This window comes from Methylobacterium sp. CCH7-A2 (genome assembly GCF_001557075.1).
GTDB lineage: Bacteria > Pseudomonadota > Alphaproteobacteria > Rhizobiales > Beijerinckiaceae > Allobosea > Allobosea massiliensis.
This window is the reverse complement of sequence record NZ_LSKN01000138.1, coordinates 1-23237: the sequence shown is the minus strand read 5'-3', so window position 1 is coordinate 23237 and position 23237 is coordinate 1. Positions and strand designations below refer to the sequence as shown.

The window sequence follows — 23237 nt, the reverse complement described above, 5'->3', positions numbered from 1 at the left end:
GCCGGACCGGCTCTGGAGTTCCTGCGATGAAGATCAGCGACATCCCCTTCGTCACCACCGACTGGTCCACGGTCCCGACCGAGCGCCATGCCGGCGATGTCGGCGAGGCGATCTGGCGGGTGCAGTTCTTCGGCCCGGCGGAGAACCGCATCCGGGTGCGGATGGTCGAGTACAGCCCCGGCTACGAGGCCGATCACTGGTGCTCCAAGGGCCACATCATCTTGTGCCTTGAGGGCTCGATGGAGACGACGCTGGAGGATGGGCGGGTGATGCCGCTCAAGGCGGGGATGAGCTACCAGGTCGCCGACGGCGCCGAGGCGCATCGCTCCCGCACCGTGACGGGCGCGAAGCTGTTCATTGTCGACTAGCTGCGGACGATCTCCGCACCGGTGTAACCCTGCGCATAGAGCAGCGCGGTCAGATCGGCGTGGTCGAGCCGGGCATGGGCGGCGGCGGCCACCGCCGGCTTGGCGCGGAAGGCGACGCCGAGCCCGGCCTCACCCAGCATGGCGAGATCGTTGGCGCCATCGCCGACCGCCAGCGTCTGGGCCGGGGCAAGGCCGAGGCGCGCGCGCAGTTCCAAAAGCGCGTCGAGCTTGGCCTGCTTGCCGAGGATCGGATCGGCGACCTGGCCGATCAGCACGCCGTCCTGCGCAAGCAGGGTGTTCGAGCGGTGCTCGTCGAAGCCGATGGTCGCGCTGATCGGGCCGGTGAAGACGGTGAAGCCGCCCGAGACCAGGGCGGTGTGTCCGCCCTGGCCGCGCATGGTCATGACGAGTTCGCGCCCGCCCGGCGTCAGCGTGATGCGCTCGCGGATGATCTCGGCCACGACCGAAAGCGGCACGCCCTTCAGCAGCGCGACGCGCTCGCGCAGCGCCGGCTCGAAGGCGATCTCGCCGCGCATGGCGCGCTCGGTGATGCCCGAGACTTTCTCCTTCAGGCCGACATAGGCGGCGAGTTCGTCGATGCATTCCTGGCCGATCATGGTCGAGTCCATGTCGGCGAGGAACAGCGCCTTGCGCCGCGTCGCGGCCGGCTGGACGAGAATGTCGATCGGCGCGCCCTCCAGCAAAGGCCGCAGCTCGGCTTCGAGCTTGCGTGCATCGCCGGCTTCCGCGAAGAGGTCGGCCGCGATCTCGCCGTCGAGGCGCTGCGTGCGCAGCGCGCCGGGCAGGGCGGCAAGACGCTGCAGCAGCGCCTCGACGATCAGGGCCTGTCCATGGGCGGAAACCAGTGTCGCGACGAGCATGTGAAGGGCCGGATCGGGTGACGAGGGCAGCGGAAGGGATCAGGGCCGTGCTCATCGCAGGTCCGACCGCGAGCGGCAAGTCGGCGCTGGCGATGGCCCTGGCACGCGAATTCGGCGGCGTCGTCGTCAATGCCGACTCGATGCAGGTCTATCGCGATCTGCGGGTGCTGACGGCGAGGCCGACGCCCGCGGAGGAGGCGAGCGTGCCTCACCGGCTCTACGGTCATGTCGACGGGGCGGTGAACTACTCCGCGATGCGCTATGCCGCGGAGGTCGCCGGGCTGCTGACAGAGTTGCGTGAGAGCGGGCAACTGCCGATCCTTGTGGGCGGGACGGGGCTCTACTTCAAAGCTTTGACCGAAGGGTTTTCGGCCATGCCGCCGGTGCCGGAGGCGGTGCGCGCGGCCTTTCGCAAACGCGCCGAGGGCATGGCGACGGAAGCGCTGCATGCCGAACTCGCCGGGCGCGATCCGGAGATGGCAGGACGGTTGCGCCCCTCCGACCGGATGCGGATCATGCGGGCGATCGAGGTGCATCTGGCAACGGGGCGGTCGCTCGCCGCGTTCCAGGGCGCGCGCGAACCTGGGCCGCTGGCTTGTGTCGAGGCGCTGCGTCTCTTCGTCAGCCCCGAGCGGGAGGCCGTCCGCGCGGCGATCGACCGGCGCTTCGAGGCGATGATGGCGCAGGGGGCTCTCGACGAGGTCAAGCGCCTCAAGGACCGTGGTCTCGATCCGCTGCTGCCGGTGATGCGGGCTCATGGCGTGCCAGGGCTGATCGCCCATCTGGACGGAGCGATTTCGCTGGATGAGGCGATCCGGCGTGGCCAGGCCGATACGCGAGCCTATGCCAAGCGGCAGGTGACCTGGTTCCGCCATCAGATGGCAGGCTGGGAAGCTGTCGCGCCGGATGCGGCGCTCGGCATCGCGCGGGCGCGACTGCGCGCTTAAGCAGCGGCTGCGAGACCATCCGATCCGGCGATGGCGATGCGGTTGCGCCCCTCGCTCTTGGCGCGATAGAGCGCCTGATCTGCCCGGCTCGTCAGCGCGGCGAGCGTTTCGCCATCCTGCCAGGAGGCGATGCCGCAGCTGGCCGTGACCCCGAGCCCCAGCGTCTCCGAAACGGGCAGCGTCTTTCCTGCCAGCGCCTGCTGCATCCGCATCGCCGCCGCGGCGGCCTCCTCCGTGCTTCCCTGCATCAGAATGGCGAACTCCTCGCCGCCGAAACGCCCGACCAGCGCGTCCCTGGCGCCAAAGACCCCGAGCAGCAGATCGGCAAAGGCGCGGATGACGGCGTCTCCGGCGGGATGGCCATAGCTGTCGTTGATCCGCTTGAAGTGGTCGATATCGACAATGAGCAGCGAGACCGGCGCGGCCGCCGTCATGGCGTGGCCGAGCATCGTCTGGGCGTGTTCGGTGAAGGAGCGGCGGTTGAGCAGCGCGGTGAGCGGGTCGGTCTCAGCCAGCCGGCGCAGCTCCTTCTCGCGCTCCTCCCTCAGGCCGATCTCGTCGGAGAGCGCCTGGCGCGTGGCGCGCTCGATGCCGACCTCGAGGGCCAGCGTAGCCGCCCGCTGCTGCAGCGACTGGTTGGCGAGCATCAGGTTCGAGATGTCGGACAGCGTGATCACCAGGCCGTCTCCCAGCAGGGCCAGCGAGACCTGAAGCCAGATCTGGCGGCCCCCCGCCATAAAGGCGACCTCGAACTGGTCGGGTCGCAGAAGCTCGACCGCCTGGCGCAGGCGGTTCCAGTGCTCCTCGGCCGCCAGAAAGGGCAGGGATTTGCGCAGGTCGCAGCCGAGTTCCAGGGCTGCCTCGCTGCCGCAGAGCGTCGTCGCCCGCTGGTTGGCCGACAGCACGCTCAGCCCCGTGAGCGCGGCATCCGCGTCGCGCACCGCCTCGACCGCGACGATTCCGAAGGGCGAGGTTTCCATCAGGAGCATCAGGAACTCCTCCCGGAAGCTCATCTGGCGGCAGAAGACGATCAGGTGGCGGCCACCGTCCGCGTCGGTGGTCGGAAGGATCAGCCGCTCGAAGATCCCGACGCGGGCCGAGCGCACGGTCCGGTGAAGCGTGTAGGTGGCGACGCCTTCCGCGAGGGCATGATCGTAGCAGTCGATCGTGAAGGCGGCGACGTCGCTCTGGAGATTGGAGACATAGCCGCCCGTGCGGTCGCGCCCGGTCGTGCGGGGCAGGGTGCGGCCGCAGGCGTCGTAGCGATAATCGCCGGTCTCGGTCGGGGAGAGCAGCATCAGGTCGTCGCCGGCTGCCTCTTCGGCGAGGGCTCTCAGCGCCTCATGCGGGGCGCCGGCGCGTCCGCTGGCCAGCCGCTCGAAATGCCGCATCAGCACCGGGACCTCCGGCGCATGGGCGCGGATGAGGATGCTGCGCGGGTTGACGTCGTGGTGCATGGAGCCGTCCGTAGCTCGGATTAACCTACAGCAACTCGCTTGCCAAAAGGTTGCAGAGGGGACGTTCAGATGCGGATGCCCCGCTTGACCCGGCCGCCCCGCTCCGCTAGCGTCCCGCAACATCTGCAAAGGGTCGAAGCGCGATGCGCAAGCTTATTATCGTAGGGGTGCGCTGGTAGGGGCCGGTTCCGCAGGGAGCCGCGTCAACCCCGACGCCAGCGCACGTCCAGGCCCCTTGAGGGCCTTTTTTATTGCCCGTTTTCGACCTTCCCACCTTCCCCGAGCTGCCGCAGGAGACCGTTATGAGCGAGATGATGACCGGTGCCGAAATGGTCGTCCGCGCGCTTCAGGACCAGGGCGTCGAACATCTGTTCGGCTATCCCGGCGGCGCCGTGTTGCCGATCTATGACGCGCTGTTTCAGCAGGACAAGGTCAAGCACGTCCTCGTCCGTCACGAGCAGGGCGCTGTCCACGCCGCCGAGGGCTATGCCCGTTCGACGGCCGGCAAGGTCGGCTGCGTGCTCGTCACCTCCGGCCCTGGCGCAACCAACGCCGTGACCGGGCTGACGGATGCGCTGCTGGATTCGATCCCGCTCGTCGTCATCACCGGCCAGGTCCCGACCCATCTGATCGGCTCCGACGCATTCCAGGAATGCGACACGGTCGGCATCACGCGCTCCTGCACCAAGCACAACTATCTGGTTAAGAGCATCGCGGACCTGCCGCGCATCCTTCACGAGGCCTTCTATGTCGCGTCCAACGGCCGCCCCGGCCCGGTCGTCATCGACATCCCGAAGGATATCCAGTTCGCCAGCGGGCTCTACAGCCGGCCGCGCGACAACCAGCACAAGACCTATCGCCCCACCGTCAAGGGCGACCTCGCCAAGATCAAGGCCGCCGTCGCGCTGATGGCGAGCGCCAAGAAGCCGGTGTTCTACACCGGCGGCGGCGTCATCAATGCCGGCCCGCATGCCTCGGCGCTGCTGCGCGAACTGGCGCGGCTGACCGGCTTCCCCGTCACCTCGACGCTGATGGGTCTCGGCGCCTTTCCGGCGGCCGACAAGCAGTGGCTGGGGATGCTCGGCATGCACGGCACCTACGAGGCCAACCTCGCGATGCATGACTGCGACGTCATGATCAATATCGGCGCGCGCTTCGACGATCGCATCACCGGGCGGCTGGACGGCTTCTCGCCGCGCTCGCGGAAGATCCATGTCGATATCGATCCGTCCTCGATCAACAAGACGGTCAAGGTCGATATCGGGATCGTCGGCGACTGCGCCCATGTGCTGGAGGATATGGTTCGCGTCTGGCGCGAAACCTCTCCGCAGGTCGACAAGACGGCGCTGGCCGCCTGGTGGACGCAGATCGACGGCTGGCGCGGTCGCAAGAGCCTCGCCTACAAGCGCTCGGACACGATCATCAAGCCGCAATACGCGCTGGAGCGGCTGCAGGCGCTGACGAAGGACCGTGAAACCTACATCACGACCGAGGTCGGCCAGCACCAGATGTGGGCGGCTCAGTATCTCCAGTTCCAGGAGCCGAACCGCTGGATGACCTCCGGCGGACTCGGGACGATGGGCTATGGTCTGCCGGCCGCCATTGGCGTGCAGCTCAAGCACCCGAAGGCCCTGGTCATCGACGTCGCCGGCGAGGCCTCGATCCTGATGAACATGCAGGAGATGTCGACGGCGGTGCAGTACCGGCTGCCGATCAAGATCTTCATCCTCAACAACGAGTATATGGGCATGGTGCGCCAGTGGCAGGAACTGCTGCATGGCGGCCGCTATTCCGAGAGCTATTCGGAGTCCTTGCCCGATTTCGTGAAGCTGGCCGAGGCCTATGGCGGCCACGGCATCCGCTGCTCGGACCCGGCGCTGCTCGACGATGCGATCATGGAAATGATCGAGACGCCCAAGCCCGTGATCTTCGACTGCCTCGTCGCCAAGGAGGAGAACTGCTTCCCGATGATCCCGTCAGGCAAAGCCCATAACGAGATGATCCTGCCCGATTTCGACGGCGACACGGGCGAGATCATCGACGCCAAGGGCAAGCAGCTGGTGTGAGACCGCACCGTCATGCTCGGACTTGAACCGAGCATCTCAGGCCGGATGGGTTGTTTCATCCTGCGCGAGATTCTCGGGTCAAGCCCGAGAATGACGAGGCTGGCATGGCGGGGGAGGGACACCATGACGACCATCGGCCTGATCGGCGGGATGAGCTGGGAATCGACGGCTGTCTATTACCGGCTGCTCAACGAGGGCGTGCGGGCGCGGCAGGGCGGGCTGCATTCGGCCGATATTTTGCTGCACTCGCTGGACTTCGCGCCGGTCGCTGAAATGCAGGCACAAGGCGACTGGGAGGGCGCGGGCGCCCTGCTGGCGGACAGCGCGCTGCGGCTGGAGCGGGCCGGGGCGGGGTGCATCGTTCTCTGCACCAACACCATGCACAAGGTGGCTGACCGCATCACGGCGGCGACGCGCGTCCCGTTCTTGCATCTTGCCGACGTCACCGCCAAGGCGGTGAAGCGCCGGGGTGTCCGCCGGCCGCTGCTGCTGGCGACGCGCTTCACCATGGAGCAGCGCTTCTATCTCGGCCGGCTCGCCGCCTTCGGGATCGAGGCTATGGTGCCCGAGGAGGCGCAGCGGACCGAGGTTCACCGCGTCATCTATGAGGAGCTTTGCCGCGGCCGAATCGAGCCCGCTTCGAAGGCGCGTTATCTCGCGATCATCGCCGAGGCCGCAGGGCAGGGCGCCGATGGCGTCATCCTCGGCTGCACCGAGATCGGTCTTTTGATCGGGCAGGACGACCTCGACCTGCCGGTGTTCGACACCACCGCGCTCCATGTCGAGACCGCGCTCGATTTTGCCCTCGCTGCAGAGAGCCAGGCGGCATGAAACTCGTCATCGCCAACAAGAACCACTCCTCCTGGTCGCTGCGGCCCTGGCTGCTGCTGACCGAGTTCGGCATCCCCTTCGAGGAGGTGCTGATCCCCTTCGGCCAGACCTTCGACGATCCCGACTGGAAGCGGGCGATCGCCGCCTTCACGCCGGCCGGCAAGGTGCCGGCGCTGATCGACGGCGAGATCCGGGTCTGGGAATCGCTGGCGATCCTGGATCATGTCGCCGACACCCGCCCCGATCTGGCGATCTGGCCGCGCGACCCTGCGGCGAAGGCGATGGCGCGCTCGATCTCGGCGGAGATGCATGCCGGCTTCCAGGCCCTGCGCAGCGCCTGCCCGATGAACCTCGCCTGGGTTCATCCCCCGCGCGATCGCGGGCCGAAGGTCGCCGCCGATGTGGCGCGCATCGCCGCGATCTGGAACGAGGCGCGGGCGCGTTTCGGCGCCGGCGGGCCCTTCCTGTTCGGCGCCTTCTCGGCGGCGGACGCCATGTTCGCGCCGGTCACGGCCCGCTTCACCGGCTACGGCATCCGTCCCGACGACGTCAGCGGTGCCTATTGCGAAGCCGTTCAGGCCACGAAGGGTTATGTGTCCTGGCGGATGGCGGCCTTCGCCGAGCCCTGGATCATCGCCGAGGACGAGGCCGACGAGCCCGTCATCACTGACCATCGTTCCTTTCTCAGCCGCAGCCGGGTCTCTCCATGAACACGTCGTCGCATTACCCCAACGCCCCTATCGCCCAGCCGATCGCCCGGCACACCCTGGCCGTGATCGTCGACAACGAGCCGGGCGTCCTGGCGCGGATCGCCGGGCTGTTTTCGGGCCGCGGCTACAACATCGAGAGCCTGACGGTTTCCGAGACCGAGCACGAGAAGCATCTCTCGCGCATCACCGTCGTGACCTCCGGGACCGCGGCCGTGATCGACCAAATCAAGGCGCATCTCGACCGGCTCGTGCCCGTCCATCGCGTCGTCGACCTGACGCTCCAGGGCGAGGCACTCGAACGCGAGCTGGCTTTGGTCAAGGTGGTGGGCAAGGGTGAGCACCGCGTCGAGGCGATGCGGCTGGCGGCGGCCTTCGGGGCGCGCACGCTCGACGCCTCGCTGACCTCCTTCGTGTTCGAGCTGACCGGCACGACCGAGGAGATCGAGCGCTTCATCAAGCTGATGACCGCGGTGGGGCTGACCGAGGTCTCCCGCACCGGCATCGCCGCCATGAGCCGCGGCCCCGAGGCGATGTAGCTTTTTGCGGATATCCGGGCCAAGTGTTACGGATATCCGGCAAGGAGGCGCGCCATGAAGGTCCAGGTCGCCAAATGGGGCAACAGCACGGCCGTGCGCTTGCCCAAAGCCGTGGTCGAGCAGCTCGGGTTGAAGCCGGGGATGACGGTCGACGTGTCGGTGGACAAGCGGACGATGACGCTCAGGGCTCCAATCGCTCAATCCGTCCGCGAACTGAATAACATGCCGGACCCGATCACCATCGAGTGGATGGTGGCCGAGGCGGAGCGGCTGGGTGGGCTGGCGAATGCTCCGAAGGATGACGTCGACTGGGGCCCTGACGTCGGCTCGGAGGTCATCTATGACGATTACAATCCCCGGCCGAAAGGCGCCTGAGCGAGGGGATGTCTTCTGGGCCGATCTCGATCCCGTGAGGGGGACGGAGCAAGCCGGCCGTCGACCCGTCGTGGTGCTTTCCGATGATCGTCTGCACAGCGTGTCTCTACGCTCGCTGGTCTGCCCGATCACGACGAACCAGCAGGCATGGCCGACGAAGATTATCATCCCGGCCGACTGCGTCGTGAGCGGCGCGATCCTCATCGATCAGGCCCGGATGATTGATCGCGACCAGAGATTGCTGCGGTTCATCGGGCGCCTGCCCAACGAGGTCGTCGCATTGGCGGTCGAAGCGCTGACGATGTTCCTTAGCCAGTCCCAGGCCCCTTTCGCGCGGTAGGCTGTGACCATGACCCTCGAACAAATCTCGCTCGGGCTCGGCCTTGCCGGCCTCGGATGCTTCCTCTGGCCGATCCTGCAGCGCCTGCGGGGCGCCGCGTCCGTCGAGGCTCCGGCCAGCGGCTCCAGCCTGCGCTCGCCACTCTGGTGGGCGGGCTTCGTGCTGACGGCGGCGGCAATCTTCCTGCAGCGGATTGCGAGCCAGCAGGCGGGCGGGGGCTAGGCCGGGGCTAGCGCTCGCACCGTCCGGCGATGCCGCTTGCGCGCCGGCGAGGGCTGCGCTAGAGAGCCGAACCGTAACGTACGGTACGGACTTTCACTGGTCTTCCACAGCGCATGACGACGACGCCCTCCCTGCCAGAGACGGACGAGCCCACGGCCCGGCAGCAGGCCGTGCTCGATGCCGTGCTGTCGCTGATGGTGGAGGAGGGGGACCAGCTCACCATGACGGCCGTCGCACGCCGCGCGAGCTGCTCGAAGGAAACGCTCTACAAATGGTTCGGCGATCGTGACGGCCTGCTGACCGCGACGGTGCGTTGGCAGGCGGCGCGGGTGAGGGCCGGCCGCTACGACCGCCCGACACTGGACATCGCGACGCTGCGCGACAGCCTCAAGGGTTTCGCCGCGACCTGGCTGACCGTGATTTCGAGCCCGACCTCGATTGCGCTGAACCGGCTGGCGATCGGCCATGCGGCCTCGCGCAAGAGCAATCTCGGCGGGATCGTTCTCGCCAATGGCCGCTTCGCCATCGGCGAACGGCTGCGACCGGTGCTGGAGGCCGGGCGCGAGGCGGGATTGCTGGCGTTCGAAGACTCCGAGACGGCCTTCCGCAGCTTCTTCGGCCTCGTCGGTCGCGACGTGCAGATCCGGCTGCTGCTGGGCGATACGCTGACGCTCTCGCGCGACGAGATCGAGCGCGACGCCGCCCGCGCCACCGACCAGTTCCTCACCCTCTACGGCGGGCGGGTCCCGCCACGGGGGTCCGAAGAAACCACCCGTTCCTGAACAACCAACCCAAGGAAGGACACTCCCATGCGCGTCTATTACGATCGTGATGCCGACATCAATCTGATCAAGGGCAAGAAGGTCTGCATCGTCGGCTACGGCTCCCAGGGCCATGCCCATGCGCTGAACCTGCGCGATTCCGGCGTGAAGGACATCATCATCGCGCTGAAGGCCGGCTCGGCCACGCGCAAGAAGGCCGAAGAGGCCGGCTTCAAGGTTCTGACGCCGTCGGAAGCCGCCAAGGAAGCCGACGTGATGATGATGCTGACCCCCGACGAGCTGCAGGGCGATATCTATCGCGACGAACTGCACGGCAACATGAAGCAGGGCGCAGCTCTTCTGTTCGCGCACGGCCTCAACGTGCATTTCAACCTGATCGAGCCGCGCAAGGATCTCGACGTGCTGATGGTCGCCCCGAAGGGCCCCGGCCACACCGTGCGCTCCGAGTATCAGCGCGGCGGCGGCGTGCCGACCCTGATCGCGATCCACCAGGACGCTACCGGCAACGCCCATGACCTCGGCCTGTCCTATGCCTCGGCCAATGGCGGCGGCCGCGCCGGCATCATCGAGACCACCTTCAAGGAGGAGTGCGAGACGGACCTGTTCGGCGAGCAGGTCGTGCTCTGCGGCGGCCTCGTCGAGCTGATCAAGGCCGGCTACGAGACGCTGACGGAAGCGGGCTACGCCCCCGAGATGGCCTATTTCGAGTGCCTCCACGAGGTGAAGCTGATCGTCGACCTGATCTATGAGGGCGGCATCGCGAACATGAACTACTCGATCTCGAACACGGCTGAGTATGGCGAGTACGTCACCGGCCCGCGCATCATCACCGCCGAGACCAAGGCCGAGATGAAGCGCGTGCTGAGCGACATCCAGTCGGGCAAGTTCACCCGCGACTGGATGCTGGAGAACAAGGTCAACCAGACCTCGTTCAAGGCGACCCGCGCCCGCTACGCCGCGCACCCGATCGAGGAGGTCGGCGCCAAGCTCCGCGACATGATGCCCTGGATCAAGGCCAAGGCGCTCGTGGACAAGACCAAGAACTGAGACGCCGATTCAGGCGGCTGGCGCGGCGATTCAGGATCGCCCGCCAAGTCGCTGCTTCATCGACGTTTGTATGGGCGGGTGCAGGGATGCGCCCGCCTTTTTCATGGGCGGGAGCGGCCGTTCCTGCCGCCTTCCGGAACCGAGAGGTTAACGGCGCGTTCTGTCCTGCGAACGAACAGGCGGGAGCGGGCGATGATGGGCCATCACGAGACAGCCGAGCAGCGGACACGGCAGGACAGCCGGCAGGATCGTCGCGCTCGGGTCGCTGAAGCCGAAGGCGGCGATGACTGGCCGCTCATGAGTGGCCTTCTCGGCGGGCTGTTCCTGGCGGTCCTGTTCAACACTTTCATCGCCCTGATCCCGGGCTGAGCCACAAGCCGAGGAGAGCCGCCATGACCCATCTCAACAATGATGCCGAACAGCGCGCGCAGGCTCAGAGCGACAGCCGGCCGGGCGGCGCACCCGTTCCGCCGATGCGCGCCGATGATCACACCAATGCCAGTCCGGCTGTCGAGACGCCTGTCGAGGCCCGGCAGGGGTTCAAGGGCGTGCCGGTTCTGATGGTGCTGATCGGCGGTCTGGTGCTCGCCGTCATCGCGTGGATGGTGGTTGAAATGGTGGCGTGACGGATCTTCGCGTCCGATCGGCGCCCATGGGCGCCATGTTTCGGTTGAGCGTTTCAGGAGGCTGCGATGACGATCTCGCGGATGATTCACAGCCCGGTCGTGGCGGGCGCAGGACTGATTGCCTCTCTCGCCCTGCTCGTCGCCGTCGTGTTCGGGCTCGCCTGACGGCGCGATCAGCGGACGAAAAGCGTGCCCTGCTTCGCCATCTCGGCGAGCGTGCCGCCGCCATAGATCAGGCTGAAGCCCCAGGCCAGCGAGGCCAGCCAGTTGGCGATCTGGAAAGGCCAGAACGGCATCTTCACGATGCCGGCGACGATCGCGACGACAGCCCGCAGCGGGCCGAAGAAATGGCCGATCAGGATGCTGGCGACGCCCCATTTTTCGAAGAAGGCATGTCCACGCTCGAGCATCTGCGGATTGTCGCGGAAGGGCCAGTAGTCGTCGACGCGCGGCCCCAGAACCAGGCCGGCCCAGTAGGATATCCAGAAGCCGAAACCTGCGCCGGCCGAGGCCGCGAGCGCGAGAGGGGCGAGGTTCAAACCGGAGACCCCGGCCACCGCGCCAAAGGCCGTGAAGAACACCGTCGCCGGCACCAGCCAGGACAGGATCGCGACGCATTCGCAAAACGCGATCAGGAAGACGATCGGGATCGCCCATTCCTGGTTGGCGCGCATGAACTCGACGAGCGTCTGCATCCAGAGTTCGAGCTGAGCCATTCCTGATCCGGATCGCGTGTGAGGGCGCGCGCTTATGGCCGTCCGCGCGCCACGATGCAACCATCGTCGCAGCCCCATCCGCTGCAGACTCCGCCATGGTGGTTTGCCTTCCCGGATCGATCGCCTAATCTCCCCGTCAACAGTGCCGATAGGCTTCGGCCGGCGCCGCAAGAGCGCCCGATATCGACGAGGAAACGGACTGCATGGAGCTCGCCAATCGCCTGCATCTGGATGCGGGACAGGACTTGTCGTCGCCACAGGCCGGTACGCCGCCGGCCGTCACGCTCGGCGGCCTGGACATTACGTTTCATCTCGAAGGCGGCAGCCGCTATCAGGCGGTGACTGGCATCGACCTGTCCGTGGCGGCGGGCGAGTTCGTTTCCGTCGTCGGCCCCACCGGTTGCGGAAAGTCGACGCTGCTGAACGCGGCTGCGGGGCTCCTGACCCCCTCGGCCGGTACGGTGACGATCTTCGGCCAGCCATTGGCGGGGCTGAACCGCCGGGCCGGATATCTGTTCCAGGCCGATGCACTGATGCCGTGGAAGACGGCGCTCGACAATGTCAAGGTCGCGCTCGAGCCGATGGGCGTGTCTGACGCCGAGGCGGACCGGCGCGCGCGCGACTGGCTGGCGCGGGTGGGCCTGCGCGCTTTCGTCGACCGCTACCCGCACATGCTCTCGGGCGGGCAGCGCAAGCGCGTGGCGCTGGCGCAGATGCTGATCCGCGATCCCGAGATCCTGCTGATGGACGAACCCTTCGGGCCGCTCGACGCACAGACGCGGCAGATCATGGGCAATCTCCTGCTCGATCTCTGGTCGCGCGACCGCAAGGCGCTGATCTTCGTGACCCATGATCTGGAGGAGGCGATCGCGCTGTCCGACCGCGTCGTGGTGATGTCGGCCGGCCCCGCCGCGGGCATCGTCGCCGATTACCGCGTCCCGCTGCCGCGCCCGCGCGACATCGCCGAGATCAGGCTGGAAAAGGCCTTCCACGAGATCCACCGCGACATCTGGGTGTCGCTGCGCGTCGAGGTGCAGAAGGCCTATGCGATGGGCGAGGGCAAGGAACTGGTCGGGGGAGCCGGAGCATGAAACGCGCGAAGCTCCTCATCCTGCAGGCGCTGGTGATGGTCGTCTTCCTGGCGGTCTGGCACCTCGTCACCACGACCAGCCTGTTCGGCGACGTCAAGACGACGCAGTTCTTCTTCTCGACGCCGGGCGCCGTGCTGTCGCGGACCTGGACGCAGCTCACCGGTGGCGAGATCTACTGGCATCTCGGCATCACCCTGACCGAGACAGTGCTGGCCTTCGTCATCGGCTCGGCGGCCGGCATCCTGTTCGGCTTCACCTTCGCCCGCAACGAGCTGCTGGCGGCGGTGTTCGACCCCTATATCAAGGCCGCCAACGCCCTGCCGCGCGTCGTGCTGGCGCCGATCTTCGCGCTCTGGTTCGGCTTGGGCATCTGGTCGAAGGTCGCGCTCGGCTTCACGCTGGTGTTCTTCATCGTCTTCTTCAACGTCTATCAGGGCGTACGCGAGGTCTCGCCGACGGTGCTGGCCAATGCCCGCATGCTGGGCATGAACGAGCGCCAGCTCTTCCGTCACGTCTATTGGCCCTCGGCGCTGACCTGGATGTTCTCGTCGCTCCACACCTCGGTCGGCTTCGCGTTGGTCGGCGCCGTGGTCGGCGAATATCTCGGCTCCTCGGCCGGGCTCGGCTACAAGATCCACGAGGCCGAGAGCGTCTTCGATGTCACCGGTGTGTTCTCCGGCATGCTCATCCTGGCGATGTTCGTGATCGCGATCGATTCCGTGGTGACGATGGTCGAGAAGCGGCTGCTGGTCTGGCGACCGGGACAGAGTTCCACGACGGTGTGAGGCTGAAGCCGCGTCACGCTCGGGCGCAGACCCGAGCATCTCTCCCTGGCGATTCTCGGGTCTGCGCTTCGCTTCGCCCGAGAATGACGCCGTTCTTGCTCGACCGCCCCGACCCCGCCTATCCTCGCTTCCAACGCGTCCGAAAGAGGCGCTCATCAGCTCAACCGGAGGAACACCCATGACGATTTCACGCCGCGCGGCGCTGGCTGCGCTCGCTTTCGGCACCGCGCTCGGCCTTTCACCGCTGGCGGCCTTCGCGCAGAACGCCGAGAAGCCCAAGCTGACGCTCGGCGTCGGCGGCAAGCAGCTTCTGTATTATCTGCCGCTGACGGTCGCGGAGAAGAAGGGCTTCTTCAAGGAGCAGGGGCTCGACGTCGAGATCAACGATTTCGGCGGTGGCGCGAAGTCGCTGCAGGCTCTGGTCGGCGGATCGGTCGACGTCGTCACCGGCGCCTATGAGCATACGATCCGGATGCAGGCCAAGGGCCAGGACATCCGCGCGGTCGTCGAGCTCGGGCGCTTCCCCGGCATCACCATCGCGGTGCGCAAGGACCTCGCCGACAAGATCAAGTCGGCGGCCGATTTCAAGGGCCTCAAGATCGGCGTCACCGCGCCGGGATCCTCGACGGCGCTGACGGCGCAATACGCCATGATCAAGGCCGGGCTGAAGGCCAGCGACGCCCCGATCATCGGCGTCGGCGCCGGCGCCAGCGCGGTCGCCGCGATGAAGCAGAAGCAGGTCGACATCATCTCGCATCTCGACCCCGTAACCTCGAAGCTCGAGGCCGATGGCGATGTCGTCGCGCTGATCGACACGCGCACCGAGGCCGGGACCAAGGCACTGTTCGGCGGGTCCAACCCGGCCGCCGTGCTCTATCTCAAGCACGATTTCGCCGAGAAGAACCCGGTCACCACGCAGAAGCTGGTCAACGCCTTCGTCAAGTCGCTGAAATGGCTGGAGACCGCGAAGCCCGAGGATGTCGCCGACCTCGTTCCGGCCGAATACCATCTCGGTGACAAGCCTCTGTACCTCCGCGCGGTGAAGAACTCGCTCGAGAGCTATTCGCGCACCGGCATCTCCACGCCCGACGCGATGAAGAGCATGTATGACGCGCTCAAGCTGCTCGATCCGGAGCTGGCCTCGTCGAATGTCGATCTGAGCAAGACCTTCATCGACAGCTTCGCCAAGAAGGCGTCCTCCGGCAGCTGACCGGCCACGGGCGGATGTGGCATTTTTGCCGGATCCGCCCCAAAAGCGAGCGGCGGACGCGGTATTCCCGCTCCCGCCGCCTGCGGCGAATTTACACCCGCGACAAAACCGCCTTGGAGTTCCGACAAGGAAGCTTTGGTACCAGCGCGCGTGAGCGATGATTTTCTGACCGGCGGCGGCGTCATGGGCGCAGCCATCCGAGAGCATGATTGGGCGAACACCCCGCTGGGCCCCTTGGCGGACTGGCCCACGGCGCTCAAGGTCACCGTCGGGCTGATGGTGAATTCCCGCTTCCCGAAATGCCTGTTCTGGGGGCCGGAGCTGATCAGCCTCTACAATGACGGCTACCGACCCCTGCTCGGCACGAAGCCCGAGGCGCTCGGGCGGCCCGTCGGGGAGGTCTGGCCGGAAGTCTGGGACGAGTTGCGGCCGGTCGCGGAAAAGGCGATGGCCGGCGAGGCGAGCTATTTCGAGGACATGCCTCTGGTGCTGGAGCGTTTCGGCCGGCCGGAGCAGACTTGGTTCACCTTCTGCTACAGCCCCGTCCGGGACGAGACCGGCGTCGTCGTCGGCGTCATCGACACCGTCATCGAGACCACCGGCAAGGTGAAGGCGGAGCGCGATGCGCGGCTGCTCAACGCCGAGTTGGCGCATCGCATGAAGAATGTGATGGCGATGGTGTCGGCCGTCGCCAGCCAGACCTTCCGCTCGGCGCCGACGCTCCAGGCGGCGCAGGCGACCTTCAGCGAGCGGATCGCGACGCTCGGCCAGGCGCATGACATCCTGACCCAGTCGAGCTGGAGCGGGGCGCCGATCGGCGAGGTCATCCGCAGCGCGCTCGCCCCGCATGGGGTTGCCGAAGGCCGTCTCGTGGTTTCCGGCCCTGCGATCGAACTCGGGGCCGATCACGCCCTCACGCTGGCGCTCGCGATCAACGAGCTCATCACCAACGCAATCAAATACGGCGCGCTGTCGGTCGAGGGCGGCCGCGTCGCGCTGAGCTGGCAGGCGGGGCTTGGCGGCAGCGAAGAACCCTTCCGGCTCGAATGGGTCGAGCATGGCGGCCCGCCGGTGAAGGCGCCCAGCCGCGCCGGCTTCGGATCGCGGCTGATCGAGCGTGTCGCGGCGCAGAAATTCGGCGGGGAGGCGACCCTCGATTATGCGCCCGAGGGCTTCCGCTACCGTCTGGCGACGACCATGGATAAGCTCCTGCCGCGCGAAAATCCGTCTACCTGACGCCGTGCGGTGCGATCTACCGCTCTGGACTCCCTCGCTCCTCGGCGCGACACTGCGGCCCCTGACGCTGGGAGAGATGGCATGGCCGACGACAGCGCGACCAAGGCCCTGATCCGCGAGGCCTATGCCGCGCGCCACCGCGGCGATCTCGACGCGCTGATGGGCTTCTTCCACCCGCAATGCCGCTATCGGCTCGTCGGCGGTCCCGCCGTCGCCGAGACCTTCCGGCAGCCTGACGGTCTCGAGGCCGTGCGCGAGCAGATGGCCGGGCTGATCGCGGCTTACGTCTTCAGCAATGTCGAGGAACTCGGCCTCACGGTCGATGGTGACCGGGCGATTCTGCACTGGCGGGCCGACGTCGCCTGCAAGCCGAGCGGCCGCAGCGGGCATTTCGAGATCGTCGATATCTTCACGATCAAGGAGGGCAAGGTCGCCAGCGTGACGCAGTTCACGGATACCGCCGGCATCGCGCGGGTGAGCGCGGCCTGAGCTTTGGTGATGGCGGCCATGACGGCTTTCGATTTGCCGTCCGGCCGGACGAGCGGCTAGAGCTTGCGCCCCAAGACACCGCCGGGACCCTCATGAACATCCTCTCGATCCAGTCGCATGTCGCCTATGGCCATGTCGGCAACGCCTCCGCCGTCTTCCCCATGCAGCGCCTGGGCGTCGAGGTCTGGCCGATCCATACCGTGCAGTTCTCCAACCACACCGGCTACGGCGCCTGGAAAGGCCGTGTCTTCGACGGCGGCATGATCGACGAGGTGATGGAGGGCATCGCCGAGCGCGGCGTGCTGCCCTCCTGCACCGGCGTGCTCTCGGGCTATATGGGCTCGGCCGATATCGGCCATGCGATCCTGTCCGCCGTGGAGCGCGTGCGCGCCTCGAACCCCAAGGCGGTCTATTGCTGCGACCCCGTGATGGGCGATGTCGGCCGCGGCGTCTTCGTGCGGCCCGGCATCCCCGAGTTCATGCGCGAGCAGGCGCTGCCGGCAGCCGACATCGTCACGCCCAACCAGTTCGAGCTCGAATTGCTGACCGATATCGAGATCCGCACGATCGCGGATGCGCACCGTGCGGTCGAGGCGCTGCGCGATGCCGGGCCGAAGGTCGTGCTCGTGACCTCGCTCGTCACCGACGAAACACCCGACGATTCGATCGACCTGATGGCCGCCGACGCGAAGGGCGCCTTCCGCGTCCGCACGCCCAAGCTCGATGTCAGCGTCAACGGGGCGGGAGATGCGATCGCGGCGCTGTTCTTCGTGCATTATCTGCGCGAGGAGTCCGCGGCCGCCGCGCTGGCCAAGGCCGCGGCCTCGATCTACGGCCTGCTCAAGCGCACCAAAGAGGCGGGCTCCCGCGAGATCCTGACGGTGGCGGCGCAGGACGAGTTCGTGACGCCATCGCACCAGTTCGTGCCCGAGACGCTCTGAGCCGCATGAAACTGCGCGTCGGCACCTTCAACGTCGAGAACCTGCTGACGCGCCATCGCTTCTCCTCGGGCGAGCGCAGCGACACCGCGCCCGCCATGTCGCTGTTCCATTTCCCCCGCGTCGACGAGCGCGACGCGGTCGAGCGCTCGCTCGCGGTCGCGCTGGAGGACGACAAGCGCCAGATGACGGCGCTCGCCCTGGCGGAGGCGAAGGCCGATCTCTGGATGCTGCAGGAGGTCGACTCGCTGGCGAGCCTGCAGGCCTTCTTCGCCAATTACGTCCACCGCATCGCCGACCACCGCTACGGCCATTTCACGCTGCTGGACGGCAATGACCGCCGCAACATCGACATCGGATTTGCGGCACGGCGCGATCTGCTGGCGCCGCAGCGGGTGAGCGTGCGCTCGCACAAGGATCTCAGTTTCGCGGCGGCCGGCGTGCATGATCGCGATCTCGCCGCGCTCGGGATCGGCCCCGACGGCAAGGTCTTCGCGCGCGACTGCCTGCATGTGGAGCTCGATTTCGGCGACCGAAGCCTCTCCCTCTTCGGCTGCCACTTCAAATCGATGAACAATGGCCGCGACGACGGCCGGGTGGCGACGCTCCCCGTGCGCCGGGCCGAGGCGCGGGCGGTCAAGGGGCTGATCAAGCAGCGCTTCGGCGAGGGCTGGCGCGAGGCGAACTGGATCGTGCTGGGCGACCTCAACGCCTATCGCTACGGGCTCGGGCCGCTGGCCGAGCGCATCGACGAGGGGGAGAGCGGCATCGAGCCGCTGCTGGACAATTTTGCCATCGATCCGATGGAGACGCTGCCCGCGCATGAGCGCTGGACGCATTTCCGCCGCTACTGGTCGGAAGCGCGCGAGCAACTGGTCGAGACGCATATGCCGCTCGACCATATCCTGCTCTCGCCGGCGCTGGCGGCGGCCAATCCGCATCCGGCGCTGCAGATGATCCGGCTTGGTCTGCCCTATCGCGTGCCGCTCGATCCGCGTGAACCCGACCGCTCGATGGCGCGGCTGGCGACCTCGGCCGACCGCTATCCGCGCGTCGGCTGGGACCGGCCCAAGGCCTCCGACCACTGCCCGCTGACGATCGACCTGACCCTTCCGAGGACCTGACAGCCATGGCCCGCCGCTTCGTCACGCTCGACGTCTTCACCGCCACGCCCCAGGCCGGCAATCCTCTGGCGGTGGTGCTCGACGCGGACGGGCTCGACACGGCGGCGATGCAGGCGATCGCGCGCGAGTTCAACCTGTCGGAGACGGTGTTCGTTCAGCCGCCGGCCGAGGCCGGCCACCGCGCGGCGTTGCGCATCTTCACGCCCGGCCGCGAACTGCCCTTCGCCGGGCACCCGACCGTCGGCACCGCGGTTCTGCTCGCTCTGCGCGACCGGGCCGAGGGGCGCGGCGCCGACATCCTGGTGCTGGAGGAGACGATCGGCCGCGTGCCCTGCGCGGTCGCCGTCTCCGGCGAGCGGACGGGGCAGGCGACCTTCACCCTGCCGCGCCTGCCGCAGGAGGGCGAGGCCGCGCCCGCCGCCGCCGAGATCGCCGCGGTGCTCGGGCTCGAGCCCGGCCGCATCGGCCTTCCCGGCCACCGCCCGGCTGTGTTCTCGGCCGGCGTGCCCTTCACCATGGTGCCGGTGGCCGATCTCTCCACGATCGGCGCGATCGCGCTCGATCTCGGCCGTTGGGATGCCGTGATGACGCCGGCTGCCCATCCCAATGCCTTTGTCTATTGCCGCGAGACGGTCGAGGCCGGGCATCACTATCACGCCCGCATGTTCTGGCCTGGGGCGGGCATCGTCGAGGATCCGGCGACGGGTGGGGCCTCGGCGGCCTTCGCCGGGGCGATCATGGCCTTCGACAAGCCCGGCGATGGCGAGAACCGCTTCGTCATCGAGCAGGGCTATGAGATGGGCCGGCCCTCGCAGATCACGCTGGAGCTGACGGTGGCGCAGGGCGCGCTGGTTTCGGCGCGGATCGGCGGATCTGCCGTCGTCATCAGCGAGGGCGTGCTGCTGTGACGGGTGCGTCGAGCCTGGAGAGCAACGACATCGAGCGTTTCGCGGACGGGCACATCGCCCGTGTCGACAGCGTCGATGCGCGGATCGCGCCCTATGACTGGGCTTTCGCCCGCGAGAACGTGGACGAGATCGCGGCGCATTGGGCGAAGATCAGCGCCGGGAAGCCCGCGATGTTCAACGGGCGCATCCTGCTCCAGCATCGTGCGGCGATCACCGATGGCGTGTTCCAGGCCCGCTATTTCGAGACCGACTACGCCGCCTTCATGACCTGGCGCGACGCCGGCCATCCCGGCCCGGCGCTGCGCAACGGCTTCGCCATGGGCGCTTTGCGGGCCCGCGACGGGGCCTTCCTCTGCGGGCGGATGAGCAACCACACCGCCAATGGCGGCATGGTCTATTTCGCCGCCGGCACGCCCGACCGCAGCGATGTCCGCGACGACGGCACGGTCGATCTCGCCGGCAGCGTGCTGCGCGAACTCGCCGAGGAAACCGGCCTGGCCGCGAGCGATGTCGTGGTCGGGGAGGGCTGGCATACGGTGTTCACGCCCGGCCGCGTCGCCTTCATGCGCCCCCTGACCATCGATCTTCCCGCCGAGGAGGCGCGCGCGCTGATGCTGTCGCGGATGGCCGGTCTCGCCGAGCAGGAGCTCGACGACATCGTGATCCTGCGCAGCCCGGCCGATTGCGACCGGCACCGCATGGCGGTCTTCATGAAGCCCTATCTCAGCCATATCTTCGCGCGGGAGTGATCGGCCTTTCGATCCCTCCGCCGCCGCCAGCCGAAAGCCCCGCCATGACCGCGTCCGAAGCCCTCGCTCTCGAAGCACTTGCTCCCGAAGCCTTGCCGCTGCCGGCCGACAACCCCTTCGCGGCGCGCTGGGAGACGCCCTTCGGCCTGCCGCCCTTTTCGGCGATCAGGCCGGAGCATATCCAGCCGGCCTTCGAGGCGGCGCTGGCGAAGCACAGGGAGGAGATCGCCGCGATCGTGGCCGATCCGGCGGCGCCGGATTTCGCCAATACGATCGAGGCGCTGGAGCGGGCGGGGCGGGCGCTCTCGCGCGTCGGGGGCGTGTTCTACAACCTCGCCGGGGCCGACACCAACGAGGCACTGCAGGCGATCGAGCGGGCGCTTTCGCCGCTGACCTCGCGCCACTGGTCGGCGATCATGATGAATGAAGGCCTGTTCGCGCGGGTCGATGCGGTCTTCGCCAAGCGCGAGGCGCTCGGCCTCGATTCCGAACAGGCGCGGCTGCTGGAGCGGACGCATCGCGGCTTCATCCGCTCGGGCGCGCAGCTCGGCGCGGAGGACAAGGCGCGGCTGGCGGCGATCAACGAGCGGCTGGCGGCGCTTGGCACCCAGTTCAGCCAGAACGTTCTGAAGGACGAATCCTCCTACGCCCTGATGATCGAAGACAAGGCGGGGCTCGACGGGCTGCCGCCCTTCCTGCTCGCCGCGATGGCGCGGGCGGCGGCGGATCGCGGCCATCCCGGCCAGCATGCGGTGACGCTGTCGCGCTCGGTGATCGAGCCCTTCCTGACCTTCTCGACGCGCCGCGACCTGCGCGAGGAGGCCTTCGCCGCCTGGGGCAAGCGCGGCGAGAACGGCGGTGACAGCGACAACCGCGCCATCGTGGCCGAAATGGTCAAGCTGCGGGCGCAGAAGGCGAAGCTTCTGGGTTATGCGACCTTCGCGCATTTCAAGCTCGACGACACCATGGCGAAGACGCCGGAGAATGTCCGCGAGCTGCTCGAGCTGGTCTGGACGCCAGCCAAGGCGCGGGCGGCCCAAGAGGCGGCCGATCTCGCGGCGTTGGCGCAGGCGGAAGGTGAGAACGGCCCGATCCGCCCCTCCGACTGGCGCCACTATGCCGAGAAGGTCCGCCAGAAGACCTATGCGCTCGATGAAGCCGTGCTGAAGCCCTATCTCCAGCTCGACCGGATCATTGCGGCCGCCTTCGACGTCGCCGGCCGGCTGTTCGGCCTGTCCTTTGCGGCGCGGACTGACCTTTCGGGCTATCATCCGGATGTGCGGATCTGGGAGGTGACGGAGAGCGCGACCGGTCGCCATATCGGCCTGTTCATCGGCGACTACTTCGCCCGTCCCTCGAAGCGCTCGGGCGCCTGGATGAGCGCCTTCCGCGGCCAGCGCAAGCTCGGCGGCGAGGTCCGCCCGATCATCGTCAATGTCTGCAATTTCGCCAAGCCGGCGGAGGGCAAGCCGGCGCTGCTCTCGATCGACGATGCGCGCACGCTGTTCCACGAATTCGGCCATGCCCTGCACGGGCTGCTGTCGGACGTGACCTATGGTTCGCTCGCCGGCACGGCGGTGTCGCGCGACTTCGTCGAGCTGCCCTCGCAGCTCTACGAGCACTGGTTCCTGACCAAGGAGGTGATGCAGCGCTATTGCCTGCATGCCGATACGGGCGAGCCGATCCCTGACGCGCTGATCGAGACGATCAAGCGGGCCCAGACCTTCAACCAGGGCTGCGCCACGGTGGAATACACCTCTTCGGCGCTGGTCGACCTCGCCTTCCATTCGCTGGAGGAGCCCGGCGAGATCGACGCGCTCGCCTTCGAAAAGGCGGAACTGGCACGGCTCGGCATGCCCGAGGGCATGGTGATGCGCCACCGCACGCCGCATTTCACCCATGTCTTCTCGGGCGACGGCTATTCGGCCGGCTATTACAGCTATCTCTGGTCGGAAGTGATGGACGCCGACGCCTTCAACGCCTTCCTGGAGACCGGCGACGTGTTTTCGCCGGAGCTGGTGGGCAAGCTGAAGCGCTACATCTATTCCGCCGGCGACACCCGCGACGCAGCGGAAGCCTACCGGCTGTTCCGCGGTCGGCTGCCGACGCCGGACGCGCTGCTGGAGAAGCGGGGGCTGGCGGCTTAGGGAAAATTCCTTCTCCCCTCGGGGGAGAAGGTGTCTGCGAAGCAGACTGATGAGGGACGGATGGCAGGTCAGCGCATGACTGCCCTCATCCGTCAGCGCTTCGCGCTGCCACCTTCTCCCCCGAGGGGAGAAGGGAAGGCGCTTTACCCCGGATACCCAAACCGCGCCTTCGTCGCGCGGATCTGGCCGATCGCGCCGCCCTCGTTGCCGGCGGCGCAGGTCGAGCGGGCCGTCGAAATCTCGGCCGAGACCCGCGTGTGCACGCCCTTGGTGGTGTGGCCGGTGGCGAGATCGTTGTCGATCACCGCCTGGAAGCGCTCGACCTCGCCGGAGCAGCCCGTCCCCGAGGGCATGCGGAAGGTGTTGGGCGTGACGCCGGCGCCGGCCTGCTCGGGCGGCGGGGCCGGGGGCGTCGCGACGGTCGCGGTCTGGCAGGCGGCGAGGCCGAAGGCGAGGGCGACGAAGGGCAGGGCAAAGGCGCGCATGGCGGGCTCCGGCATCGGGTCGCCGCGAGGATGACCGATTCCCGCGGGCGGGCAAAGTGGTGGGTCGATCTCATGTCGATTGGTCTTTCCCAGCACCCACAGCGCAACGTTTGCCTCTCCCTCCCCCCGCTTGCGGTGGGGAGGGAGAGGCAAACGTTGCGCTGTGGGTGC

At 67.5% G+C, this 23237-nt stretch carries 27 protein-coding genes; 23 read left to right on the top strand and 4 right to left on the bottom strand.

Annotated features, from left to right (window positions below; translation table 11 throughout):
• The first annotated feature begins 26 nt into the window (after positions 1-26).
• A complete protein-coding gene (locus tag AX750_RS12315) occupies positions 27-368 on the top strand; it encodes a DHCW motif cupin fold protein (RefSeq protein WP_066734515.1) in 342 nt (113 codons plus the stop codon).
• On the opposite strand, the gene serB is transcribed toward AX750_RS12315, so the two are convergent.
• The gene (gene serB / locus AX750_RS12310) at positions 365-1249 is read right to left on the bottom strand and encodes a phosphoserine phosphatase SerB (RefSeq protein WP_066734517.1); all 885 of its coding nucleotides are present in this window, start codon (positions 1247-1249) and stop codon (positions 365-367) included. The two genes, AX750_RS12315 and serB, sit on opposite strands and share 4 nt — an antisense overlap.
• A gap of 92 nt (positions 1250-1341) precedes the next feature.
• Here serB and miaA point away from each other — a divergent pair, with 92 nt between their 5' ends.
• Positions 1342-2196, top strand: a complete 855-nt coding sequence (gene miaA, locus AX750_RS12305; protein ID WP_245282385.1) for a tRNA (adenosine(37)-N6)-dimethylallyltransferase MiaA — start codon at positions 1342-1344, stop codon at positions 2194-2196.
• On the opposite strand, the gene AX750_RS12300 is transcribed toward miaA, so the two are convergent.
• The gene (locus AX750_RS12300; RefSeq protein ID WP_066734522.1) at positions 2193-3653 is read right to left on the bottom strand and encodes a sensor domain-containing diguanylate cyclase; all 1461 of its coding nucleotides are present in this window, start codon (positions 3651-3653) and stop codon (positions 2193-2195) included. The two genes, miaA and AX750_RS12300, sit on opposite strands and share 4 nt — an antisense overlap.
• A gap of 302 nt (positions 3654-3955) precedes the next feature.
• Here AX750_RS12300 and AX750_RS12295 point away from each other — a divergent pair, with 302 nt between their 5' ends.
• The 11 genes from AX750_RS12295 to AX750_RS12250 all read left to right on the top strand — a co-directional run bounded on the left by AX750_RS12295 (position 3956) and on the right by AX750_RS12250 (position 11188).
• The gene (locus tag AX750_RS12295) at positions 3956-5719 is read left to right on the top strand and encodes an acetolactate synthase 3 large subunit (protein WP_066734531.1); all 1764 of its coding nucleotides are present in this window, start codon (positions 3956-3958) and stop codon (positions 5717-5719) included.
• 123 nt (positions 5720-5842) lie between these two features.
• Positions 5843-6550 (top strand): aspartate/glutamate racemase family protein, encoded by a 708-nt coding sequence (locus tag AX750_RS12290; RefSeq protein ID WP_066734533.1) that lies wholly within the window; start codon positions 5843-5845, stop codon positions 6548-6550.
• Complete coding sequence (locus tag AX750_RS12285; protein WP_066734534.1) at positions 6547-7260, top strand: glutathione S-transferase family protein; 714 nt, start codon at positions 6547-6549, stop codon at positions 7258-7260. The genes AX750_RS12290 and AX750_RS12285 overlap by 4 nt, the downstream gene beginning before the upstream one ends.
• Positions 7257-7796, top strand: a complete 540-nt coding sequence (gene ilvN, locus AX750_RS12280) for an acetolactate synthase small subunit (RefSeq protein ID WP_066734535.1) — start codon at positions 7257-7259, stop codon at positions 7794-7796. The genes AX750_RS12285 and ilvN overlap by 4 nt, the downstream gene beginning before the upstream one ends.
• 54 nt (positions 7797-7850) lie before the next feature.
• Positions 7851-8171, top strand: coding sequence for an AbrB/MazE/SpoVT family DNA-binding domain-containing protein (locus AX750_RS12275; RefSeq protein ID WP_066734536.1), 321 nt, complete (start codon positions 7851-7853; stop codon positions 8169-8171).
• Positions 8083-8511, top strand: a complete 429-nt coding sequence (locus AX750_RS25515) for a type II toxin-antitoxin system PemK/MazF family toxin (RefSeq protein WP_082735374.1) — start codon at positions 8083-8085, stop codon at positions 8509-8511. The genes AX750_RS12275 and AX750_RS25515 overlap by 89 nt, the downstream gene beginning before the upstream one ends.
• A 9-nt stretch (positions 8512-8520) precedes the next feature.
• Positions 8521-8733 (top strand): hypothetical protein, encoded by a 213-nt coding sequence (locus AX750_RS12265; protein ID WP_066734538.1) that lies wholly within the window; start codon positions 8521-8523, stop codon positions 8731-8733.
• 113 nt (positions 8734-8846) lie between these two features.
• Positions 8847-9515 carry a TetR/AcrR family transcriptional regulator C-terminal domain-containing protein gene (locus tag AX750_RS12260; RefSeq protein ID WP_066734544.1) on the top strand — a complete coding sequence of 223 codons (669 nt, stop codon included), beginning with the start codon at positions 8847-8849 and terminating at the stop codon, positions 9513-9515.
• Between the two features lie 27 nt (positions 9516-9542).
• Positions 9543-10562: a ketol-acid reductoisomerase gene (gene ilvC / locus AX750_RS12255; protein ID WP_066734546.1), complete on the top strand. Its 1020-nt coding sequence runs from the start codon at positions 9543-9545 to the stop codon at positions 10560-10562.
• A gap of 192 nt (positions 10563-10754) precedes the next feature.
• Positions 10755-10931, top strand: coding sequence for a hypothetical protein (locus tag AX750_RS25990; protein WP_156449997.1), 177 nt, complete (start codon positions 10755-10757; stop codon positions 10929-10931).
• A gap of 23 nt (positions 10932-10954) precedes the next feature.
• Positions 10955-11188, top strand: a complete 234-nt coding sequence (locus AX750_RS12250; RefSeq protein ID WP_066734548.1) for a hypothetical protein — start codon at positions 10955-10957, stop codon at positions 11186-11188.
• A gap of 173 nt (positions 11189-11361) precedes the next feature.
• Here AX750_RS12250 and AX750_RS12245 read toward each other — a convergent pair whose 3' ends face one another.
• Entirely contained in the window at positions 11362-11904 is a 543-nt protein-coding gene (locus AX750_RS12245; RefSeq protein ID WP_066734551.1) for a DedA family protein, read from the bottom strand.
• 203 nt (positions 11905-12107) lie between these two features.
• On the opposite strand from AX750_RS12245, the gene AX750_RS12240 reads away from it, so the two are divergent.
• From AX750_RS12240 to AX750_RS12195, 10 genes are all read left to right on the top strand, one after another.
• Entirely contained in the window at positions 12108-12995 is an 888-nt protein-coding gene (locus tag AX750_RS12240) for an ABC transporter ATP-binding protein (protein ID WP_156449996.1), read from the top strand.
• The gene (locus tag AX750_RS12235) at positions 12992-13780 is read left to right on the top strand and encodes an ABC transporter permease (RefSeq protein ID WP_066734554.1); all 789 of its coding nucleotides are present in this window, start codon (positions 12992-12994) and stop codon (positions 13778-13780) included. Before AX750_RS12240 ends, AX750_RS12235 begins: the two co-directional genes overlap by 4 nt.
• Positions 13781-13958: 178 nt before the next feature.
• Positions 13959-14990 (top strand): ABC transporter substrate-binding protein, encoded by a 1032-nt coding sequence (locus AX750_RS12230; protein WP_156449995.1) that lies wholly within the window; start codon positions 13959-13961, stop codon positions 14988-14990.
• Between the two features lie 150 nt (positions 14991-15140).
• Complete coding sequence (locus AX750_RS12225; protein ID WP_245282383.1) at positions 15141-16226, top strand: PAS domain-containing sensor histidine kinase; 1086 nt, start codon at positions 15141-15143, stop codon at positions 16224-16226.
• 81 nt (positions 16227-16307) lie between these two features.
• Positions 16308-16715 carry a nuclear transport factor 2 family protein gene (locus tag AX750_RS12220; protein WP_066734557.1) on the top strand — a complete coding sequence of 136 codons (408 nt, stop codon included), beginning with the start codon at positions 16308-16310 and terminating at the stop codon, positions 16713-16715.
• Positions 16716-16807: 92 nt separating this feature from the next.
• Positions 16808-17656, top strand: a complete 849-nt coding sequence (pdxY, locus tag AX750_RS12215; RefSeq protein ID WP_066734559.1) for a pyridoxal kinase PdxY — start codon at positions 16808-16810, stop codon at positions 17654-17656.
• Positions 17657-17661: 5 nt separating this feature from the next.
• Positions 17662-18777, top strand: a complete 1116-nt coding sequence (locus AX750_RS12210; RefSeq protein WP_066734561.1) for a hypothetical protein — start codon at positions 17662-17664, stop codon at positions 18775-18777.
• Between the two features lie 5 nt (positions 18778-18782).
• The gene (locus AX750_RS12205) at positions 18783-19685 is read left to right on the top strand and encodes a PhzF family phenazine biosynthesis protein (protein WP_066734563.1); all 903 of its coding nucleotides are present in this window, start codon (positions 18783-18785) and stop codon (positions 19683-19685) included.
• On the top strand, positions 19682-20434 hold the full coding sequence (locus AX750_RS12200; protein ID WP_066734565.1) for a hypothetical protein: 753 nt from the start codon (positions 19682-19684) through the stop codon (positions 20432-20434). The genes AX750_RS12205 and AX750_RS12200 overlap by 4 nt, the downstream gene beginning before the upstream one ends.
• A gap of 44 nt (positions 20435-20478) precedes the next feature.
• Positions 20479-22581, top strand: a complete 2103-nt coding sequence (locus AX750_RS12195) for a M3 family metallopeptidase (protein ID WP_066734567.1) — start codon at positions 20479-20481, stop codon at positions 22579-22581.
• A 143-nt stretch (positions 22582-22724) separates the two neighbouring features.
• On the opposite strand, the gene AX750_RS12190 is transcribed toward AX750_RS12195, so the two are convergent.
• Positions 22725-23066, bottom strand: a complete 342-nt coding sequence (locus AX750_RS12190; protein ID WP_066734569.1) for a hypothetical protein — start codon at positions 23064-23066, stop codon at positions 22725-22727.
• Positions 23067-23237: the final 171 nt, after the last annotated feature.

Excerpts from the sequence above, each read along its gene's own strand:
- AX750_RS12235 (WP_066734554.1), top strand. The coding sequence starts at position 12,992 with ATGAAACGCGCGAAGCTCCTCATCCTGCAGGCGCTGGTGATGGTCGTC.
- AX750_RS12275 (WP_066734536.1), top strand. The coding sequence starts at position 7,851 with ATGAAGGTCCAGGTCGCCAAATGGGGCAACAGCACGGCCGTGCGCTTG.
- serB (WP_066734517.1), bottom strand. The coding sequence starts at position 1,249 with ATGCTCGTCGCGACACTGGTTTCCGCCCATGGACAGGCCCTGATCGTC.
- miaA (WP_245282385.1), top strand. The coding sequence starts at position 1,342 with ATGGCCCTGGCACGCGAATTCGGCGGCGTCGTCGTCAATGCCGACTCG.
- AX750_RS12230 (WP_156449995.1), top strand. The coding sequence starts at position 13,959 with ATGACGATTTCACGCCGCGCGGCGCTGGCTGCGCTCGCTTTCGGCACC.
- AX750_RS12240 (WP_156449996.1), top strand. The coding sequence starts at position 12,108 with ATGGAGCTCGCCAATCGCCTGCATCTGGATGCGGGACAGGACTTGTCG.
- AX750_RS12295 (WP_066734531.1), top strand. The coding sequence starts at position 3,956 with ATGAGCGAGATGATGACCGGTGCCGAAATGGTCGTCCGCGCGCTTCAG.
- AX750_RS12315 (WP_066734515.1), top strand. The coding sequence starts at position 27 with ATGAAGATCAGCGACATCCCCTTCGTCACCACCGACTGGTCCACGGTC.
- AX750_RS25515 (WP_082735374.1), top strand. The coding sequence starts at position 8,083 with ATGCTCCGAAGGATGACGTCGACTGGGGCCCTGACGTCGGCTCGGAGG.
- AX750_RS12260 (WP_066734544.1), top strand. The coding sequence starts at position 8,847 with ATGACGACGACGCCCTCCCTGCCAGAGACGGACGAGCCCACGGCCCGG.
- AX750_RS12210 (WP_066734561.1), top strand. The coding sequence starts at position 17,662 with ATGAAACTGCGCGTCGGCACCTTCAACGTCGAGAACCTGCTGACGCGC.
- AX750_RS12205 (WP_066734563.1), top strand. The coding sequence starts at position 18,783 with ATGGCCCGCCGCTTCGTCACGCTCGACGTCTTCACCGCCACGCCCCAG.
- ilvC (WP_066734546.1), top strand. The coding sequence starts at position 9,543 with ATGCGCGTCTATTACGATCGTGATGCCGACATCAATCTGATCAAGGGC.
- AX750_RS25990 (WP_156449997.1), top strand. The coding sequence starts at position 10,755 with ATGATGGGCCATCACGAGACAGCCGAGCAGCGGACACGGCAGGACAGC.
- AX750_RS12245 (WP_066734551.1), bottom strand. The coding sequence starts at position 11,904 with ATGGCTCAGCTCGAACTCTGGATGCAGACGCTCGTCGAGTTCATGCGC.
- pdxY (WP_066734559.1), top strand. The coding sequence starts at position 16,808 with ATGAACATCCTCTCGATCCAGTCGCATGTCGCCTATGGCCATGTCGGC.
- AX750_RS12300 (WP_066734522.1), bottom strand. The coding sequence starts at position 3,653 with ATGCACCACGACGTCAACCCGCGCAGCATCCTCATCCGCGCCCATGCG.
- AX750_RS12250 (WP_066734548.1), top strand. The coding sequence starts at position 10,955 with ATGACCCATCTCAACAATGATGCCGAACAGCGCGCGCAGGCTCAGAGC.
- AX750_RS12195 (WP_066734567.1), top strand. The coding sequence starts at position 20,479 with ATGACCGCGTCCGAAGCCCTCGCTCTCGAAGCACTTGCTCCCGAAGCC.
- AX750_RS12285 (WP_066734534.1), top strand. The coding sequence starts at position 6,547 with ATGAAACTCGTCATCGCCAACAAGAACCACTCCTCCTGGTCGCTGCGG.
- ilvN (WP_066734535.1), top strand. The coding sequence starts at position 7,257 with ATGAACACGTCGTCGCATTACCCCAACGCCCCTATCGCCCAGCCGATC.
- AX750_RS12220 (WP_066734557.1), top strand. The coding sequence starts at position 16,308 with ATGGCCGACGACAGCGCGACCAAGGCCCTGATCCGCGAGGCCTATGCC.
- AX750_RS12190 (WP_066734569.1), bottom strand. The coding sequence starts at position 23,066 with ATGCGCGCCTTTGCCCTGCCCTTCGTCGCCCTCGCCTTCGGCCTCGCC.
- AX750_RS12265 (WP_066734538.1), top strand. The coding sequence starts at position 8,521 with ATGACCCTCGAACAAATCTCGCTCGGGCTCGGCCTTGCCGGCCTCGGA.
- AX750_RS12290 (WP_066734533.1), top strand. The coding sequence starts at position 5,843 with ATGACGACCATCGGCCTGATCGGCGGGATGAGCTGGGAATCGACGGCT.